General features: G+C 71.6%; 18 protein-coding genes and 1 pseudogene. 8 read left to right on the top strand and 11 right to left on the bottom strand.

The window, feature by feature from the left end:
• Positions 1-41: 41 nt before the first annotated feature.
• Together AB0M47_RS30295 and AB0M47_RS30290 are read left to right on the top strand one after the other, a co-directional pair.
• A pseudogene (locus AB0M47_RS30295) lies at positions 42-686 on the top strand (ATP-binding cassette domain-containing protein); the annotation flags it as partial.
• A gap of 71 nt (positions 687-757) precedes the next feature.
• Positions 758-1,510 (top strand): ABC transporter permease subunit, encoded by a 753-nt coding sequence (locus AB0M47_RS30290; RefSeq protein WP_363420053.1) that lies wholly within the window; start codon positions 758-760, stop codon positions 1,508-1,510.
• A 60-nt stretch (positions 1,511-1,570) separates the two neighbouring features.
• Here the strand turns inward: AB0M47_RS30290 and AB0M47_RS30285 are convergent, their stop codons facing one another.
• Both AB0M47_RS30285 and AB0M47_RS30280 read right to left on the bottom strand, forming a co-directional pair.
• A complete protein-coding gene (locus AB0M47_RS30285) occupies positions 1,571-2,740 on the bottom strand; it encodes an ATP-binding protein (RefSeq protein WP_363420051.1) in 1,170 nt (389 codons plus the stop codon).
• Positions 2,737-3,393: a response regulator transcription factor gene (locus AB0M47_RS30280; RefSeq protein ID WP_363420049.1), complete on the bottom strand. Its 657-nt coding sequence runs from the start codon at positions 3,391-3,393 to the stop codon at positions 2,737-2,739. Before AB0M47_RS30280 ends, AB0M47_RS30285 begins: the two co-directional genes overlap by 4 nt.
• 87 nt (positions 3,394-3,480) lie before the next feature.
• On the opposite strand from AB0M47_RS30280, the gene alr reads away from it, so the two are divergent.
• Genes alr through AB0M47_RS30265 form a run of 3 tightly spaced genes read left to right on the top strand, consistent with a single transcriptional unit; the run spans position 3,481 to position 6,183 of the window.
• Complete coding sequence (gene alr / locus AB0M47_RS30275; RefSeq protein WP_363420047.1) at positions 3,481-4,596, top strand: alanine racemase; 1,116 nt, start codon at positions 3,481-3,483, stop codon at positions 4,594-4,596.
• On the top strand, positions 4,593-5,558 hold the full coding sequence (locus AB0M47_RS30270; RefSeq protein ID WP_363420045.1) for a D-alanine--D-alanine ligase family protein: 966 nt from the start codon (positions 4,593-4,595) through the stop codon (positions 5,556-5,558). Before alr ends, AB0M47_RS30270 begins: the two co-directional genes overlap by 4 nt.
• Entirely contained in the window at positions 5,542-6,183 is a 642-nt protein-coding gene (locus tag AB0M47_RS30265) for a M15 family metallopeptidase (RefSeq protein ID WP_363420043.1), read from the top strand. The genes AB0M47_RS30270 and AB0M47_RS30265 overlap by 17 nt, the downstream gene beginning before the upstream one ends.
• Here AB0M47_RS30265 and AB0M47_RS30260 read toward each other — a convergent pair whose 3' ends face one another.
• The 3 genes from AB0M47_RS30260 to AB0M47_RS30250 form a co-directional block, all read right to left on the bottom strand.
• A complete protein-coding gene (locus AB0M47_RS30260; RefSeq protein WP_363420041.1) occupies positions 6,184-7,179 on the bottom strand; it encodes an RNA polymerase sigma-70 factor in 996 nt (331 codons plus the stop codon).
• Positions 7,180-7,305: 126 nt separating this feature from the next.
• Positions 7,306-7,494 carry a DUF2188 domain-containing protein gene (locus AB0M47_RS30255; protein WP_363420039.1) on the bottom strand — a complete coding sequence of 63 codons (189 nt, stop codon included), beginning with the start codon at positions 7,492-7,494 and terminating at the stop codon, positions 7,306-7,308.
• A gap of 106 nt (positions 7,495-7,600) precedes the next feature.
• The gene (locus tag AB0M47_RS30250) at positions 7,601-8,506 is read right to left on the bottom strand and encodes a GNAT family N-acetyltransferase (protein ID WP_363420037.1); all 906 of its coding nucleotides are present in this window, start codon (positions 8,504-8,506) and stop codon (positions 7,601-7,603) included.
• A gap of 76 nt (positions 8,507-8,582) precedes the next feature.
• Between AB0M47_RS30250 and AB0M47_RS30245 the strand changes: the two genes are divergently transcribed.
• Together AB0M47_RS30245 and AB0M47_RS30240 are read left to right on the top strand one after the other, a co-directional pair.
• On the top strand, positions 8,583-9,533 hold the full coding sequence (locus AB0M47_RS30245) for a hypothetical protein (RefSeq protein WP_363420036.1): 951 nt from the start codon (positions 8,583-8,585) through the stop codon (positions 9,531-9,533).
• Positions 9,533-10,234, top strand: a complete 702-nt coding sequence (locus AB0M47_RS30240; protein WP_363420034.1) for a dienelactone hydrolase family protein — start codon at positions 9,533-9,535, stop codon at positions 10,232-10,234. The genes AB0M47_RS30245 and AB0M47_RS30240 overlap by 1 nt, the downstream gene beginning before the upstream one ends.
• A 4-nt stretch (positions 10,235-10,238) precedes the next feature.
• Here the strand turns inward: AB0M47_RS30240 and AB0M47_RS30235 are convergent, their stop codons facing one another.
• The 6 genes from AB0M47_RS30235 to AB0M47_RS30210 all read right to left on the bottom strand — a co-directional run bounded on the left by AB0M47_RS30235 (position 10,239) and on the right by AB0M47_RS30210 (position 16,279).
• Entirely contained in the window at positions 10,239-11,111 is an 873-nt protein-coding gene (locus tag AB0M47_RS30235) for an alpha/beta hydrolase (RefSeq protein WP_363420032.1), read from the bottom strand.
• Between the two features lie 361 nt (positions 11,112-11,472).
• Positions 11,473-12,723, bottom strand: coding sequence for a DUF1501 domain-containing protein (locus AB0M47_RS30230; RefSeq protein WP_363420030.1), 1,251 nt, complete (start codon positions 12,721-12,723; stop codon positions 11,473-11,475).
• Between the two features lie 13 nt (positions 12,724-12,736).
• Positions 12,737-14,044 carry a DUF1800 domain-containing protein gene (locus AB0M47_RS30225; RefSeq protein ID WP_363420028.1) on the bottom strand — a complete coding sequence of 436 codons (1,308 nt, stop codon included), beginning with the start codon at positions 14,042-14,044 and terminating at the stop codon, positions 12,737-12,739.
• Positions 14,045-14,106: 62 nt separating this feature from the next.
• Positions 14,107-14,520, bottom strand: coding sequence for an ASCH domain-containing protein (locus AB0M47_RS30220; protein WP_363420026.1), 414 nt, complete (start codon positions 14,518-14,520; stop codon positions 14,107-14,109).
• Between the two features lie 19 nt (positions 14,521-14,539).
• Positions 14,540-15,757 carry an MFS transporter gene (locus AB0M47_RS30215; protein ID WP_363420024.1) on the bottom strand — a complete coding sequence of 406 codons (1,218 nt, stop codon included), beginning with the start codon at positions 15,755-15,757 and terminating at the stop codon, positions 14,540-14,542.
• Between the two features lie 51 nt (positions 15,758-15,808).
• Positions 15,809-16,279, bottom strand: coding sequence for a MarR family transcriptional regulator (locus tag AB0M47_RS30210; RefSeq protein ID WP_363420022.1), 471 nt, complete (start codon positions 16,277-16,279; stop codon positions 15,809-15,811).
• 86 nt (positions 16,280-16,365) lie between these two features.
• Between AB0M47_RS30210 and AB0M47_RS30205 the strand changes: the two genes are divergently transcribed.
• On the top strand, positions 16,366-16,740 hold the full coding sequence (locus tag AB0M47_RS30205; protein WP_363420020.1) for a cupin domain-containing protein: 375 nt from the start codon (positions 16,366-16,368) through the stop codon (positions 16,738-16,740).
• Positions 16,741-16,845: the final 105 nt, after the last annotated feature.

The raw sequence follows: 16,845 nt of genomic DNA, 5'->3' as shown, positions 1-16,845 counted from the left end.
TCCGACGCGGCCGGGCGTCCCCGCGATCCACGATGACTCGCATGATCGAGGTCTCTCACCTGACCAAACGCTATGGGCGGACCACCGCCGTCGACGACCTGACGTTCACCGTCCGGCCCGGCGTCGTGACCGGCTTCCTCGGCCCGAACGGCGCGGGGAAGTCGACGACGATGCGGCTCATGCTGGGCCTGGACCGCCCGACCGCGGGCGAGGTACGCGTCGCGGGACAGCGGTACGAGCGCCTGAACCGGCCCCTGCGCACGGTCGGGTCGCTGCTCGACGGCCGCTCCGTCCATCCGGGCCGGTCCGCGCTCAATCATCTGCGCTATCTGGCTCGCAGCAACGGGATCGGGCGTCATCGCGTACAAGAGGTGATCGACCTGACCGGGCTGACGACGGCGGCCCGCCGCCGCGCGGGCAAGTTCTCCCTGGGCATGGGGCAGCGGCTGGGGCTGGCCGCGGCGCTGCTCGGCGACCCGGCGGTGCTGATCCTGGACGAGCCGGTCAACGGACTCGATCCCGAGGGCGTGCGATGGATTCGCGACCTGCTGCGCGACCTGGCCGCGCAGGGGCGGACGGTGCTCGTCTCCAGCCATCTGATGAGCGAGGCCGCGCAGACCGCCGACCACCTCATCGTGATCGGCCGCGGCCGCTTGCTGGCCGACGTCGCCACCGCCGACTTCGTGGCCGGAGCGCCGTCGCTGGAGGACGCGTTCCTGCGCCTCACGGCGGACGCGGTCGAGTATCGGGGGCAGCGATGAACCTGCTCGCCGCCGAATGGATCAAGGTACGCAGCGTCCGCTCGACACTGTGGACACTGCTGGCGACGGCCGGGCTGGCCGTCGGGCTGAGCGCGTTCATCGCCTCGAACTTCCGGGCGAACATCGATCGGGTCCAGAACTTCGACCCGATCGTCACCGCGCTCTACGGGCTCACCCTGGCCCAGCTGGCGCTGGTCGTCTTCGGAGTGCTCGCGATCGGCGCGGAGTACTCGTCCGGTTCGATCCGGCCGACCCTCGCCGCGACCCCCCGGCGTGGCCGGTTCTACGCCGCGAAGACCGCCGTGGCCGGGCTCGTCTCCCTGGCGGTGTCGGCACCGTCGGTGCTGATCGCGTTCGTCGTGGGGCAGCACGTGCTCGGCCCGTACGCCGTCGCCGCCGACGATCCCGACACCGTCCCCGCGCTCCTGGGTGCGATCGCGTACCTGCCGCTGATCTGCCTGTTCGCCACCGGAGTCGCGACGATGGTGCGCAGTTCGGCCATCGCGCTGGGCGTGCTCATCCCGGTGCTGTTCCTCGGCTCGCAGGGATTGGGCAACGTGCCCGGACTGCGCCCGGTCCTGCAATACCTGCCCGACCAGGCCGGAATGGAGTTGATGCGGATCGCCGGCGGACCGGAGAGCGGCTTCGGCCCCACCTACGGGCCGGGCGTCGCGCTGCTCATCCTGCTGGGGTGGACGACGGCCGCGCTGGCCGGCGGCTACCTCGTGCTGCGCCGCCGTGACGCCTAGCCACCGGCTCCGCTGATCGGCTCCGCTGATCGGCTCCGCTGACCGGCTCAGCCGACCGGCTCAGCGGACGGAGAGAGCCGGCAACGTCACGCAGACCTGGAGGCCACCGCCGGGCCGGGGAGTCGCGCTCACGTCTCCCTTGTGCGCCTGCGCCACGGCGCGGACGATCGACAGTCCGAGGCCGCTGCCGCGGGCGGACCCGACCCGGTCGGTGAGCCGCCGGAACGGCTCGAACAGCGCCGGCACCTCGTGCGGGGCGATGATCGGGCCGGTGTTGACCACCATCACTTGGACCTCGTGGACGAAGGACCGGGTGTGGATCTCGACCCGTCCGCCGGGCACGTTGTAGCGGACGGCGTTGTCGACGAGGTTGCGGATGACCTGTTCCAGGAGGATCGCGTCGCCGACCGTACGCGCCGGCCGCAGGTCCGAGACGATGATCGCGTCCTGGGTGTCGGTGGCGGCGAGCGCCGACTGCGCCAGGTCGGCCAGGTCGGCCGGGCGCGGCTGAGTGATGGCGTGCCCGGCGCTGGCCAGCGTCAGCAGCGACTCGATCAGCCGCTCGTGCCGCAGGTTGATCTCCAGGAGGTTCTCGCCCAGCCCGTGGATCTCCGGCGGGGCGGTCCGTTTGCGCATGGCGACCTCGACGAGCGTACGGCTCATCGCGATCGGCGTCTTCAGCTCGTGCGCGGCGTTGGCGATGAACCGCTCCTGGCCGGAGAACGCGTCGTCGATGCGGTCGAGCATGCTGTCGAACGAGTCGGCCAGCGTCTTGACCTCGCCGGGCGGATGGGCCAAGGCGATCCGGCGATGCAGCGTACGCCCAGCGATGCGTTGCGCCGCCGCGGTGATGGTGTTGAGCGGCCGCAGCACCCGGCCCGCGAGGAACCAGCCGGTCGCCGTGGCCACCAGCCAGACGCACAGGACGGTCGCGCCGCCCTTGCGCAGCAGGTTGGTCTGCATGCTGTCGATGATGATCTGCTTGGTGACCTGGTCGGCCTCCAGCTGTTCGTAGACCGCCTCCTTGTCCGCCGGCGGTTCGCCGCTGCCGGGGGTACGTGTGCCGATCCGTTCGTACTTCGACTCGATCGCGCCGTTCAGCGCGTAGCTCATGCTGTTGCGGACCAGGATCACCGAGCCGAACAGCACCGCCGCCCCGCCGAACAGGAAGATCAGGCTGAAGGCGAGGGTCAGGCGCAGGCGCAGGCTGCCCCGGGACAGCGAACTCATCGGACTCGGTATCCCACGCCGGTGACCGTCTCGATCAGCTGCGGCTCGCCGAGCTTGCGGCGCAGCGAACTCAGCGTGACCCGGACGATCGTGGTGAACGGGTCGGCGTTCTCGTCCCACACCTTCTCGAGCAGCGTCTCGGCCGAGACCGTCCCGCCGTCGGCCCGCAGCAGCTCCTCGAGCAGCGCGAACTCCTTGCGGGAGAGGCTGACGTAGCGGCCGTCGCGATACGTCTCGCGGTGGTGCGGGTCCAGCCGGATCCCGGCGCGCTCCAGCACGGGCGGCAGCGCCGGGCGGCTGCGCCGGCCCAGCGCCCGGATCCGGGCCACCAGCTCGTCGAACTCGAACGGCTTCGGCAGGTAGTCGTCCGCGCCCAGCGACAGTCCCCGCACCCGCTCGGCCACCGTGCCGGAGGCGGTCAGCATCAGCACCCGGACCACGCCTTCGCCCGCCACGACCTGCCGGCACACCTCGTCACCGTGCACCTTGGGCAGGTCACGGTCGAGGACCAGCACGTCGTAGTCGTTGATCGAGAGCCGCTCCAGCGCCGCCGCGCCGTCATGCACGACGTCGACCGCGAACGCCTCGTCCCGCAGCCCGTCGGCGATCGCCGCGGCCATCATGGGCTCGTCCTCGGCCACCAGTACTCGCACCCGCGCAAGTATGCCAGCGGCGTGTTAGCCCAGCGTGAGGACTTTCGCTCGCGGCCGGCTCACACCCGGCCTGGTGAACTCACCCCCATGATCGAACAGACGGCCCGGCTCGCGGTCGACCTCGCGGCCGTGCGGGCCAACGTCCGCGCGGTCTCAACTGGTACGCGAGCCGCGGTGATGGCGGTCGTGAAGGCGGACGGCTTCGGCCACGGCGCGGTCCCGGTGGCGCGGGCGGCTCTGGACGCCGGGGCGACCTGGCTCGGGGTGACCTCGGCCGCCGAGGCGTTGCGGCTGCGCCAGGCGGGGATCGAAGCTCCAGTCCTGAGCTGGCTGCATCCGATCGAGACCGATTTCGAGCCGTTGATTCGCCGCGAGGTGGATCTGGGCGTTTCCACGGTCGCCCATCTGCGCCGGATCGCCGTCGCTGCCGAGGCCGCGGGGCGGCCGGTACGCGTACACCTGAAAGCCGACACGGGACTGACGCGCAACGGCGCGACCGCGGACGACTGGCCGGACCTGGTGGCGTGGGCCGCGAAACTGGCGGCCGAGGGCTGGCTCACGGTGACCGGCGTCTGGTCGCACCTGGCCGCGGCCGACGTGCCCGGGGACCGGCTGACCGACCTGCAGCTGGCGGCGTTCCGCGACGCCGTCGCCGCGGTTCGCGCCGCGGGCCTGCGCCCGGAGCTGCTGCATGTGGCGAACTCGGCGGCCACCCTGACCCGGCCCGACACGCACTTCGACCTGTGCCGAGTCGGTCTCGCCCTCTACGGTGTCGAGCCGGTCGCGGGCCGCCGTCATGGGCTGCGCCCGGCGATGACGCTGACCACGAGTGTGATCAACGTCAAACGGGCGCCGGCCGGGACGGGCGTCTCGTACCGGCACGAATACACCGTCCGGCGGCCCAGCACGCTGGCTCTCCTGCCGGTCGGGTACGCCGACGGCCTGCCCCGCACCGCGGAGGGCCGCGCGCACGTGTGGCTGGCCGGGCAGCGCTGCCCGATCGTCGGCCGGATCACGATGGATCAATGCGTCGTGGACGCCGGGGGACTGCCGGTGGCGATCGGCGATCCGGTGACCGTGTTCGGCCCCGGCGACGTGGGCGAACCGACCGTCGCCGACTGGGCGACCTGGGCGGGCACGAACCCGCACGAAATCCTGACCGGCGCGGGCGCGCGGGCCGAACGAACGTGGGTGGGGGAATGAGCAGCATCGACATCGGTGTGCTGTCGGGTGGGCGCAGCGGCGAGCACGAGGTCTCCCGGAACTCGGCGCGCAGCATCATCGCGCACCTGGACCCGGTCCGATACGCGGTGACCGACGTCGTGATCGGGCGCGACGGCGGCTGGTCCGTCGACGGCGTGCCGGCGTCGTTCGGGCAGGCGCTCGGCGTCCTCGCGGCGCAGACGGTCGTGCTGCCCGCACTGCACGGCCCGTACGGCGAGGACGGGACCGTCCAGGCGATGCTGGAACACCTCGGGGTGACCTACGTCGGCAACGGCGTGCTCGCGAGCGCGGCCGGGATGGACAAGGAGTTCACCAAGAAACTGCTGGCCGCCGACGGTCTGCGGGTCGCGCCCGGGGTGGTGTTGCGGCGTGGCTCGGTGCTGGAGGAGTTCCGGCTGCCGGTGTTCGTCAAACCGGCCCGCGCCGGTTCCAGCCTCGGCGTATCGCGCGTCACCAGGGCCGGGGACCTGGTGACCGCCATCGACCTGGCCTTCGCCAGCGACGACAAGGTCCTGGTGGAACCGGAGATCAGCGGCCGCGAGATCGACGTGGCGGTGCTGGAGTTCCCGGACGGCCGGGTCGAGGCCGGGCCGCCGCTGGAGATCCGGGTCACCGGCGACGGCTTCTTCGACTACTCGGCCAAGTACGCCGCGGGCGCGACGTTCGACATCCCCGCGCGGCTCGACGCCGCCACCACAGCGCTGCTCCAGGACCAGGCGATCCGGGCGTTCCGCGCGCTCGACTGCCGGGGCCTGCTGCGCGTCGACTTCTTCCTCCCGCCGGCCGGGGAGCCGGTCGTCAACGAGGTCAACACGTTCCCCGGCTTCACCGCGGCCTCCCAGTTCCCGCAGATCTGGGCCGCCGCCGGAATCCCGTTCCCGCAATTGCTCGACATCCTCATCGGTACCGCATTGGGGGCATCCCGTGATTCTCTTGTCTGACCGCCGCATCGCCGAGCTGCCCGTCGCCGACAACGGCGAAGCGCTGGTCGACGTGCGTACCGTGGACGGGTTGCGGGTCGACGACCGGCTCGCCGACCCCGGCGGGGCGTACGCCCACCTGCGGGAAGGCGTCGTCGACCGGCTGCTGACGGCGCAACGGCGGTTGCCGGACGGCCTGCGGTTCCTGATCGTCGAGGGCTATCGGCCGCTGACCCTGCAAGCGTCGTACTTCGCCGAGTATCGCGAGCAACTGCGGGCCGCGTACCCGGAGTGGGACGGCGCGCGCCTGCACGTCGAGGCGAGCAAGTACATCTCGCCGCCCGAGGTCGCCCCGCACAGCACCGGCGGCACCGTCGACCTGACGCTGTGCACCGAGGACGGCGTCGAACTGGACCTCGGCACACCGATCAACGCCACGCCGCTGGAAAGCGCCGACCGCTGCTTCACCGCCGCGCCGGACGTCCCGGAGGCGGCCAAGCGGGCGCGGTCGGCCCTCGGCGCGGCGCTCACCAGCGCCGGAATGATCAACTATCCGACCGAGTGGTGGCACTGGTCGTTCGGCGACCGCTACTGGGCGTTGCAGGCGGGCGCCGGCCACACCTGGTACGGCCCGGTCGACCGCTGATCATTCACCCGGCTTGGGCAGGGCCTCTTCGGCGGGCGCGGCTTCTTCGGCGGGCGCGGGGCGGTACGCGTTCGCCGCGTCCGCGACCGCCCACGCGTCGGCGACCGGGCCGAGGTGGCGCAGCTTGTCCGGGTTGATCACCGAACGGATCGTCTGGATGCGCCCGTCGAGGATGTCCAGCGACAGGATGTTGAGCACCTTGCCGTCGCCGGCCCGCAGGATCGCGCCCGGCTGGCCGTTCACCGAGTGCGGCTCCACCGTGCCGCCGATCTCGGCGAACCTCGGCACGACGAAGGCCAGCAGCGCGGCCACGTTGGCCGCGCCGAACGCGCCGGTGCCGAACTGCGGCGCCTTGCCACCGCCGTCGCCGACCATGTGCACGTCCGCGGCGAGCAGCTCCATGAGCCCGGCGACGTCACCCTCGCGGAAGGCGTCGAAGAACCGCCCGGCCAGCTCCTCGCGCTCCCGGCGGTCGGCCTCGAACCGGGGCCGGCCCTCGTCCATGTGGCGGCGGGCGCGGACGGCGAGCTGGCGGCAGGCCGCCTCGGGCCGCCCGACCGCCGCGGACACCTCGGCGAAGCCGAAGCCGAACACCTCCCGCAGGACGAACACCGCCCGTTCGAGCGGGCTCAGCCGCTCCAGGAGCAGCAAGGCCGCCATCGACACGGAGTCGGCAAGTTCCGCCGCCCGCTCCGGGTCCTCGTACGGGTCGTCGACCAGCGGCTCGGGGAACCACGGCCCGACATACTGCTCGCGGCGTACGCGGGCCGACCGCAGCACGTCGATCGCGATCCGGGTGACGACGGCCGACAGGAACGCCTTGACCGACTTCGGCCGGGTCGCCGAGCCTTCGTACCGCAGCCAGGTCTCCTGCACGGCGTCCTCGGCCTCACTGACGCTGCCGAGAATCCGGTACGCGATCGCGAACAGCAGCGACCTCAGTTGTTCGAACTCCGCCGCCCGATCTTGGCCGGAGCCGCGTTCCGTGGTCGTCATGGCTGCTGCTCGATCCGCATGTCACTGGCCTTCCGTCGCCTCATGATCCTTCCGCACGGAGACGAGGTAGCCCACGCTTTTGTGACATGCCTGTTCTGTGACCTGCCTCCCGCACGGAGGCGAGACTCAGCTCCGCGGCCTGCCCGGCGGCGGCGCGTCCTGGATGTGCAGGCGACTCGGCTTCTCCCCACGGGCGGCCAGGCGGCCCGCCGCCACCGCGTCCGCCCGGGTCTCGTGCCGCGACACCATCTCGCCGTCCCGGCGGACCTGCCAGCATTCGCCGTCGGGGAGTACGCGGTATTCGATTTGGCGCATCGGCCGCCCATCCGTTCGCTGTCGTCTGTCCAGTGTGCTGCGACAGAGTTCTGCCCGAGGGGTGCCGCGCCGAGTTTTCCCCATTTCGGGGTCGGCCAATCACAGGTCAGGCGCGCAGATAGGAGAACTGTGTGCCACAGGGCCGGTAGCCGAGCCACTCGTTGATCGCGAGCATCGGGCCGTTCTCCTCGTCGTTGGTGGTGAACGCGTCGGTGATGCCGCGCTCGGCCGCCCGGCGCAGCGCCACCGATTTGGCGTACTTGGCCAGGCCACGGCCTCGGAACGCCCGCCGGGTCCCGGTTCCGCCCGACCACATGCGCCGATCGAGGTCGGTCTCCACCAGCGTGTACGCGGCCGGCTGCCCGTCGGCGTACACCAGGACGCTCGCTGCCTTGTCGGTGTCGGGCGCGTCCCAGATCGTCGACCGCCACTCGGCGAAGTCCATCGCGTCGGAGGGCGTGTCGCCGGGCTCGTCCAGCACCGCCTCCGAGTCGACCGCGAAGACCTCCTCGGGTGTGGTCTCGGCGAACGACACCGCCTGTACCTGCTCCCCGGCGGCCGGCGCCGCCGGCAGCGGCCCTTCGAGGTTCAGGTGCGAGTACCGCAGCTCGTGCCGCTGCGTGAAGCCCCGCGTCTCGAGGAACCGAACGGTCGCCTCGTCGCCGTCGCCCCAGCCCTCGATCCGGGTGCCGCCAACGCCCCCGAGATGGGCCATGAGCCGGTCGAACAGCTCGCCGCCGAGGCCGCGCCCCCGGTAGTCCGGTCGCACGAGGAGACCGAGCTGGCTCGCGCCCGGCAGGGAACTCGAGATCGACAATCCGGCTCGGCCGACTCCGGCGACCCGGCCGTCCTCCTCGGCGACCAGGCGCAGCGGGTGTGCTCGGGCCGGTTCCGTCGCCCAGTGATGGCGGAAGGCCTCCTCGTGAACGACGGCGTACGCGTACAGGTCACGCTGGATGGCGACGAAGGCCGGCTCGTCGCCCGGGCCGGCCGGTCGAATGGTGAATGCCATGCCCCTGGTGTATCACCGGCCGCAACCGCATTTCGCAGTTGCGGCCGCAACGGTATTTCGCGGTTACACTCGCCCGATGGCCGTCCTCGACTGGCTTCTGGACTCCGATCCAGCCCTACGCTGGCAGGTGCAACGCGACCTGACCGACGCGCCCCCGGACGACATCGCGGCCGAGCGTCGGCGGATCGCCGACGAGGGCTGGGGCGCGCGGCTGCTCGCGGCGCAGGGCGACGACGGCCAGTGGGACGGCGGCGCCTGCTTCCCGGCCGGCTGGTGGGCCGCCGACCATCGCGACGACGAGGCACAACCGTGGACACCGACGTTGCCCACGCTGCAACTGCTGGTGTACTTCGGCGTCGATCCGGCTGATGCGCGGGTACGCCGGGCCGTCGAGCTGGTGCGCGAGAAGTGCCGCTGGGACTACGACGACCTCCCGTTCTTCACCGGTGAGGTCGACTGCTGCATCAACGGCCGGACCCTGGCCATCGGCGTCTACTTCGGACAGAACGTCGACGGGATCGTCACCCGACTGCTGGCCGACCAGCTCGGGGACGGCGGCTGGAACTGCTACGCCGAGGAGACGGGCTCGGTCCGGTCCTCGTTCGCTTCGACGATCAACGTGCTGGAGGGGCTGTTCGCGTACGAACGGGCGATGGGCGGACCGCCCGAAGTACGCGAGGCGCGCCGCCGGGGCGAGGAGTATCTGCTGGAACGCTCCCTGCTCCGCCGCAGGAGTACCGGCGAGATCGTCGACCCGAGATGGCTGCAGTTGTCTTTCCCGCTTCGCTGGCAGTACGACGTGCTGCGTGGGCTGGAGTATTTCAGTGCCGTGGGCGGCCGGCCCGATCCCCGGCTGGCCGAGGCCGTCGACCTCGTGCGGTCCAAGCAGCAGCCGGACGGGACCTGGCTGCTGGAGAACAAGTTGCCCGGAAAGGTCTACTTCGAGCTGGAGGACGGCGACGGCCGGCCGAGCCGGTGGAACACGCTGCGGGCCACGCGCGTGCTCGCCTGGTACGACCAGCGCTGATGGGGGTCGCCGAGCGGTCCTTCCGGATCAGTGGAGCGACCGGTCCGATTCCCGGTGTCGCCTGGCTTCCGCCGGGGGCCGGCGGTCTGGTCCTGCTCGGCCACGGTGGCAGCGGCGACAAGCGCAGCCCTCGCATCGTCGAACTGGCGACCTGGTTCGCCGCGAACGGCCTCGCCGCAGCCGCCATCGACGGGCCGTATCACGGCGAGCGGGTGCCCGCGCCGGTCCCGGCTCCGGAATACCAGGCCCGGATGGTCGCCGACGGCATCGATGACGTGCTCGACCGGATGACGGCGGACTGGCTGGCGGTGGTTCGGCACCTCGGCTTCGCCCGGGTCGGCTACCTCGGCGTCTCCCTCGGCACGCGGTTCGGCCTGCCGCTGGCGGCCGCGCTCGGCGACCGGCTGCAGTGCGCGGTCCTCGGCAAGTTCGGCCTGCGGCAGCACCCCGCGATGCCGGCCGGGCTGGCCACGCCCGAGCGTGCGGTCCGGGAGGCGCGGGCGATCACCGCCCCGGTGCTGTTCCACGTCCAGTGGGACGACGAGATCTTCCCGCGCGACGGGCAACTGGCCCTCTTCGACGCCCTGGCGGCCCCGGGCAAGCAGCTCATCGCGTACGCGGGCGGGCATGGCGCTTCCCCGCCCGGGGCGGTGGAGCACTGGCGGACCTTCGTCCACCGCCACCTGGGCGAGGAAGGGTAGCGCCCTACAGCACCGAGCGCAGCGTGGCGGCGAAGCCGTCGGGGTCGCCCTTCATCCACGGGTTCTCCCCGAGGAAGCCGCCGTGGTGGCTCGGGAAGGTGACCGGCTCGACACCGAGCCGTGCCGCGATCGCCTCGCCGCCCCGGTGGGCCATCTCGCCCACGGACTCCGCGCCGACGCCGATGACGATCCGGGTGCTGGACGCCTTCAGCGTGTCGAAGTCGTGCTCGTAGTGCGTGCAGCTCAGCAGGTTCTGACCGATCAGCACGTCGTCGCGGCGGCCGTCGTCCTCGGTGGGCAGCCCGAACGCGGCCGGGTCCGGGGCCGGCATCGTCGCGAACTCCGCCGGGTATTCGCCCCGGTGGCTGGTCAGCGCGATGAACATCGCCATCCCCGCGCCGAAGCCGTGCTCGGTGTACACGGCGTCGAGCCGCTTCGCGGCGGCCAGCGCCACCTCGGCGTCGGGCAGGTTCCGCATCGCCGGCGGCTCGTGCGCGACGAGCGTACGCACCAGGCCGGGGTACTGAGCGACCAGCGCCAGCATGTTGATCGCGCCGCCGCTGCTGGCGAAGACGTCGACCGGCCCGCCGACCGCCTCGATCACCCGGCGCAGGTCGTCGGCGTGCTGGTCGGGGGTGGACTTCGAGGCCGGCTCCTCCTTGGTGCTGCGCCCGGCGCCGCGCGGGTCGTAGGTGACCACCGTGCGGTCGGGGAACCGGGCGGCCAGCTCGCCGAAACCGGACGCGTCCATCGGCGAGCCGACCATCAGCAGGGCGGGCTCGGTCGTGCCGTCAGCCAGGCGCACGTCGTAGGTGATGACGGCGCCGGGCGCCTCGACGGTGCTGGTCTTGACGGTGTTGTTCGAGATCGCGGTCATTGTTGACTCCTTCGAAAACTGAGGACTACACCCCTAAGACGACCCGGCCGCACGAAACTCATCGGCCCCGCCGGACGAATATCTCGCTTCACCTGATGGAGACTCGCTTCACCTGACGGAGATCTCGTCGAGCACGGAACCGGCGAAGCCGCACGTCCTCTACTCGACTCGCCGTTCTGCTGCCGAGCGCCGGGGTGATCGGTGCCGTCGAGGTCGCCTACGGCCTCCTGCGAGAGTTTCGCCTCAACGCGAACGAGGCGGCCGCGTACGCCGCCGCGCCGGGCGCCACCGAGGCAGTCGCCCGCGGCGTGTCGGAATCGGGAGAACGTCGGCTGACTCGGCCACCGCCGACGGAGCGGGGTCAGGTCAGCAGGCCGGGGAGCCGGCCGTCCCAGCCGTCGAGGATCGGATCGGGATCGGCCCCGAGGACGTCGGCGAGCACGGCGGCGTACACGTCGCGGAAGTCGGTGTGGAATTTCAGGTCGCCGTGGTCGAGATCGGTCAGGCTCGGCTGGTCGCCGATGAGCCGCCCGCCCGCGACGGACGCCCCGGCGATCAGGATGTTCGACGCCGTGCCGTGGTCGGTGCCGTCCGAGGCGTTCGCGCGTACGCGCCGCCCGAACTCCGAGTAGACCATGACCACGACCTTGCGGCCGTTCTCGGTGCGGCCCATCCGCTCCAGGAACCCGGCGACGGCGGTGTCGACCGTCTTGAGCTGGGTCTCCTGCCCGGTCTTCTCCCCGGCGTGGAAGTCGAACCCGCCCATCGACACCGAGAACACCCGGGTCAGGACGCCCGCCTCGACGCAGGTCGCGACGAGGTCGAGCTGGGCCTTCAGCGTCGACACCGCGCCGCCGGTGCCGGTCGCGGGCTCGGTGTCGTGGTCGCCGTCGTTGTCGTCGTCCTCGGCGAGCGCGTCGGTGAGCAGTTTGTCGACGCTGGCCAGGTCGCCGAAGCAGGCGGCCGCCCGCGCCTGGAGCGCCGGTTCGCCGGACGAGCTGCTCCCGAGGGCGCGCAGGTCGGCGTCGGTGATGCTCTTGGGCACCGTGACGCTGCCCAGCGGCACCGCGGCCCCGGCGCAGCTCGCCCCGGCCAGGATCGGCGGCAGCACCGGCTCCAGCGAGATGGCCGTCCGCGGGTCGCGTCCGGCCCGGTCCAGCCAGCGGCCGAGCCAGCCGGTGGTTCCGGGTTGGACCGGATTCGCGGTCTGCCAGATGTCCATCGACCGGAAATGGCTGCGGTCCGGCTTGGGATAACCGACACCACGCACGATCGCCAGTTGCTTGCGGTCGTACGCCGCCTTCAGCCCCGTCATCGCCGGGTTCAGACCGGTGTGCGCGTCGAGGTGCAGCACTTTCGACGCCTCGTACGCCATCTCGCCGCGAGCGTCGTGGTACGCGCCGTCGGCGTACGGGATGACCGTGGCCAGCCCGTCGTTGCCGCCGTAGAGCGTCACGAGCACCAGAGTGCGGTCGGCGGCCGAGGCGGCGGCCGGATCGTCGGCGGTCGCGAGGATGTCGGCGATCGTGTAGACGCCGGCTCCGGCGGCCAGCGCGGTGCCGCCGACGACGCCGGAGGCGATCAGGAACTTGCGTCTGGTGACGGTGTCCATCCGAGATCCTTCCTCAGCTGACCGCGTACTCGGGGCTGATCAGGGCGAGCGTGATCAGGCGCTGTGGTTTCTTGGCGGCGTCGAGCAGCGCCTTGCGGGTGCGGCCGGTCCACTCGTCGACCGCCAGAAGCCGGCCCACCGCGTCGACCTTCGTCGCGGCGGCACCGCTCCGGAGTGTGTCCAGGGTGGAATCCGGGACGGCCGTGGCGATCGCGGCCGCGCACCGCATCCGCGCCTGAAGCGAGGAGGTCGTCAGCCAGGCCGCTCCGGCGGGCCAGCCGCCGACGCTGGGCGGCCGCAGCGGCAGCTGGCCCATGGCGCGGGTCGCGTTGAGCGTCGTGGCCAGCGTCTTCTCCGCCGTGGGTACGCCGAGCTGACGGTACGCGCCGACCGCCCATTCGACCGGCGACTTGACGAGGTGCCCAGCGCTGGCAGTGAACGCGTCGTCGGTGAACAACGCCGTGAGCAGGGCGCTGACGTCGTGGCCACGCCCATACGCCGTCACCAGGCTGTCCCGGGTGGACGAGGGCATCGGCTCGCCGGACCCGAAGCGCAGCCAGAGCCGGTTCGCCAGGAAGGTCGGATGAGCGCGTTGTTCCACCAGTACGCGGACGAACGAGTCGCCGTCATGGGCCGCGGTCTGACCGAGGATGGTCGTCCGGCCCATGGCGTGGCGGCGCGGATCGAAGACGGCGGCGCCCCGGGCTCGGTCGAGGGTCCATCCGGTGAGCGCCTTCGCCCCGGCCTTCACATCGTCCTCGGTGTACGCGCCCACGCCGAGCGTGAACAGCTCCATCAGTTCCCGGGCCAGGTTCTCGTTGGGCGCCTTGGCCGTGTTGCGCTGCCCGTCGAGCCAGTAGACGAGGGCTCCGTCCCGCAGCATCTGCCGGGCGAGCAGTTCGAAGTCGCCGGCGCCGAACGCGCGGAACTTCTCCAGCTGCGCCCGCATCAGCCGGGCCGACACGACCTTCTGCGCGCTCGTGGCCCAATGCCCGTGCCAGAAGAAGACCAGCTTCTCGGCCAGCCGGTGGTCGGCAGTGACCATCCGAGTCACCCAGGCTCGGGTCAGCTCGCCGAGCAACGCCCGCGCGCGCTGCTGGGCGGCCGCCCGCTGTTCCCGCGTGCGCTTGCCGGGGATCGGCCCGAGCAGCGGATCCTCGGCGTACGCCGGCAGGGGTGCGGCCGATTCGGCGACCGTCGGCCGGACCAGCTCCCGGACCACGTCGCCGTAGTCGCGGGCCGCCGCGGCGTCCACCTCGGCCGCGGTGGGGCCGAAGGTCGCCCGGCGCAACAAGTGCGCGGCCAGCTTCCGATCTTCCATGGCCAGACGGTACCGAGCGAAACGTCGTCGCGCAGCGGCGGGAGGTTCGGGAAACGTAAGGCTTAGAGCCGCTCGACCACGCGGAACCGCTCCAAGACCGCCATCGTGTCGTCGTTCACCGTGAACTCCGGGTCGCCCAGCCAGCCCCGATAGTCCGCGCCGTGCCAGTAGTCCTCGTGCCCGGCCCGCCACTCGGCGACCGACGTGTATCCCTCGCCTTCGTCGCGCGCGAAGTCGAGGTCGACGTCACCGACTCGTGCCACCCGCACCTCGACCAGCTCGATCACCGCCACCGGGCGCTCGTCGGAGTCGACCACGGCGTGCCGGGTGCCCGCGACCGGCAGCGGATCGCCGTCGATCTCGTAGTCCTGCAACAGTGCGGAGGTCGACGTCTTCGTCCCGTCGAGGACGGCGGCGACGAGCAGGTCCCGCAGCGGGCCGGGGAAGGCGAACTGGAAGATGGGGAGGTCGGTCACCGGGCGAGGCTAACAAGCCTCACTGTTCCTGCGCGCCGGCTTTTCTGCGGTCCACCTGCTCGACCTCGGGCGTGCGCGGCAGCGGGCGTACGCTGTCGGCCACCAGCGCGGCCAGGCCCAGCATCACCGCCACCACGATCAACGCGCGCAGCACGGTGAGGTGCTCGCCGAGGAATCCGATCAGCGGCGGCCCGGCGAGGAACGCGCAATAGCCGATGGACGCGATGACGCTGACTCGTGCTGCTGCCCGATGCGGGTCGTCGCCACCGGCGCTCATCCCGACGGGGAAGCCCAGGCAGACGCCCACGCCCCAGAGCAGGGTTCCGGCGAACGCGTACGCCGGGTTCGGGGCGAAGATGAACAGCAGCACCCCGCCGACCCCGATCGCGCACAGCACCCGCACGACCGGTACGCGTCCGAAGCGGTCGAGCAGCCCGGGGCCGAACCATCGGCCGATCGTCATCGCGGTGAGGAAGGCCGCGAACGCCAGCGTGCCCAGGGCGGGGGAGACGTGGTGGCCGTCGATCGCGGCGACGCTGATCCAGTCGTTGCCGGTGCCCTCGGCGAAGGCGAAGGCCAGCGTGAACACCCCGACGAGCAGCGTACGCGGCTCCCGCCAGGCGGTCAGGGCGCCCGGCTTGACGGTGCCGTCGCCGGGCTCCTCCGGAGTCTCCGCCCGGTCGTCGAGGAAGCGTTGTGCGTACCAAGGGATGCTGACGGCGATGACCACCGCGACACCGAGCAGATGCGCGGTGACCGGCACGTTCAAGGCGATCATGAGCGTGCCCAGCAGCGCGCCGGCCACCGTGCCCAGGCTGAATCCCGCGTGGAAGCGCGACATGATCGAGCGGCCGAGCCGCCGTTCCACGACGGTGCCCTGCACGTTCATCGCGACGTCCCACGCGCCGTTGGCGAATCCGAGCATGGCGAGGCCGACGACGACCGGGAAGACGCCCACGAGCGCGCCGAGCGCGACCACCGTCAGCGCGAGGGCCAGCAGCAAGGCCATCGCGGCCACGGTCTTGGCCGAGCCGAACCGTGTGACGACCGGACCGGACAGGGGCAGGGCGAGCAGCGAGCCGGCCGCGATGGCGAGCAGCACCAGGCCGAGCGTCGCGGGTTCGAGCTCCAGCTGGTCGCGGACCTGCGGAATACGCGCGGCCCAGCTGGCGAAGGCGAAGCCCGAGCCGATGAAGGCGGCGTAGGTGGCCGTCGTCGCGGCGCGCGTGCTCGTCATGATCTCGAAAGTACCCGAGCCGCCCTGGTCACCGGTCACCTGCTGGGAGGGTCACCACTGCGGGCGCAGCGCGGGCAGCGTGTCGCCGGTCATCTCGCGGATCAGCCGGGCGAGCGCGGTACGCAACTGGGTCAGCTCCGCCGCGCCGAGGCTCGCCTCGAGTTCGGCCTCCAGCCCGTGCAGCACCCGGCCCGCCGCCCGGAGATGCGCTTCGGCCTGTTCGGTGAGGACGACGAGCTTGCGGCGGCCACCGGCCGGATGCGGCTCCCGGCGTACGTAGCCGCGTGCCTCCAGGTCGTCGACGAGCTGCCCGGCGGCCTGTTTCGTCACCCCGAGGCGCTCGGCCAACTCGGTCCCGGTCGCGCCCGGCCCCTTGAGCGCCTGGAACACCGCGCCGTGGACGGGACGCAGATCACGGTGCCCGGCGGCGTCCATGCGGCGGACGAACTCGCCCAGCACGAGCTGGAAGCCCAGCCCCATCAGGTAGGTCAGCTCGGCGTCGGCGAGCGGATCGGTCCTCACCCGTCCATGTTGACACAGTCGAGTCAAGTTGCTTTACTCAAATCAGCGAGTAAAGCAACTTGACTCACCACCTCGGGGAGAAGAGCATGAGAATCGTCAGCGCCACCGAAGACCGCGTCATCACCACCCCTGCCGCCGTCACGACCGCCCTCGCGGCGCCGAGCCAAGGCAGCACCGAGCTGTGCAACTGGCGCGTACGCATGGCGCCCGGCACGACCGGGCCACTGCACTCCATCGACCGCGAACAGCTCTGGACGGTGCTGGCCGGCTCGCTCAGCATCGACTCCGGCGGTGTCACCGGCCACGTCGCGGCGGGGGAGACCGTGATCCTGCCGCCCGGCGTGGACCGGCAGGTCACCTCCGGCGACGAAGCCACCGACATCCTGGTCTGCATGGCGGTCGGCGGGGTGGCCACGTTGCCGGGCAACCCCGACGCCGTGCCACTACCGTGGGCGCGCTGACGCTCGCTCGCCCGCTCGCCCGCCCGCTTGGGCGCTGGACTTGATGGGCGCTGGATCAGGGTTCCGTGTCGAATCTTTCTCCATGATTCGACCTAGAACCCTGAT

It is taken from the genome of Hamadaea sp. NPDC051192, assembly GCF_040682475.1.
In the GTDB taxonomy this organism is placed as follows: domain Bacteria; phylum Actinomycetota; class Actinomycetes; order Mycobacteriales; family Micromonosporaceae; genus Hamadaea; species Hamadaea flava.
The sequence above is the reverse complement of the archived record's forward strand: the minus strand, read 5'-3'. Positions and strand labels throughout refer to the sequence as shown.

Excerpts from the sequence above, each read along its gene's own strand:
- AB0M47_RS30205 (WP_363420020.1), top strand. The coding sequence starts at position 16,366 with ATGAGAATCGTCAGCGCCACCGAAGACCGCGTCATCACCACCCCTGCC.
- AB0M47_RS30235 (WP_363420032.1), bottom strand. The coding sequence starts at position 11,111 with ATGACCGCGATCTCGAACAACACCGTCAAGACCAGCACCGTCGAGGCG.
- AB0M47_RS30285 (WP_363420051.1), bottom strand. The coding sequence starts at position 2,740 with ATGAGTTCGCTGTCCCGGGGCAGCCTGCGCCTGCGCCTGACCCTCGCC.
- AB0M47_RS30250 (WP_363420037.1), bottom strand. The coding sequence starts at position 8,506 with ATGGCATTCACCATTCGACCGGCCGGCCCGGGCGACGAGCCGGCCTTC.
- AB0M47_RS30255 (WP_363420039.1), bottom strand. The coding sequence starts at position 7,494 with ATGCGCCAAATCGAATACCGCGTACTCCCCGACGGCGAATGCTGGCAG.
- AB0M47_RS30240 (WP_363420034.1), top strand. The coding sequence starts at position 9,533 with ATGGGGGTCGCCGAGCGGTCCTTCCGGATCAGTGGAGCGACCGGTCCG.
- AB0M47_RS30230 (WP_363420030.1), bottom strand. The coding sequence starts at position 12,723 with ATGGACACCGTCACCAGACGCAAGTTCCTGATCGCCTCCGGCGTCGTC.
- AB0M47_RS30270 (WP_363420045.1), top strand. The coding sequence starts at position 4,593 with ATGAGCAGCATCGACATCGGTGTGCTGTCGGGTGGGCGCAGCGGCGAG.
- AB0M47_RS30260 (WP_363420041.1), bottom strand. The coding sequence starts at position 7,179 with ATGACGACCACGGAACGCGGCTCCGGCCAAGATCGGGCGGCGGAGTTC.
- alr (WP_363420047.1), top strand. The coding sequence starts at position 3,481 with ATGATCGAACAGACGGCCCGGCTCGCGGTCGACCTCGCGGCCGTGCGG.
- AB0M47_RS30215 (WP_363420024.1), bottom strand. The coding sequence starts at position 15,757 with ATGACGAGCACGCGCGCCGCGACGACGGCCACCTACGCCGCCTTCATC.
- AB0M47_RS30290 (WP_363420053.1), top strand. The coding sequence starts at position 758 with ATGAACCTGCTCGCCGCCGAATGGATCAAGGTACGCAGCGTCCGCTCG.
- AB0M47_RS30225 (WP_363420028.1), bottom strand. The coding sequence starts at position 14,044 with ATGGAAGATCGGAAGCTGGCCGCGCACTTGTTGCGCCGGGCGACCTTC.
- AB0M47_RS30245 (WP_363420036.1), top strand. The coding sequence starts at position 8,583 with ATGGCCGTCCTCGACTGGCTTCTGGACTCCGATCCAGCCCTACGCTGG.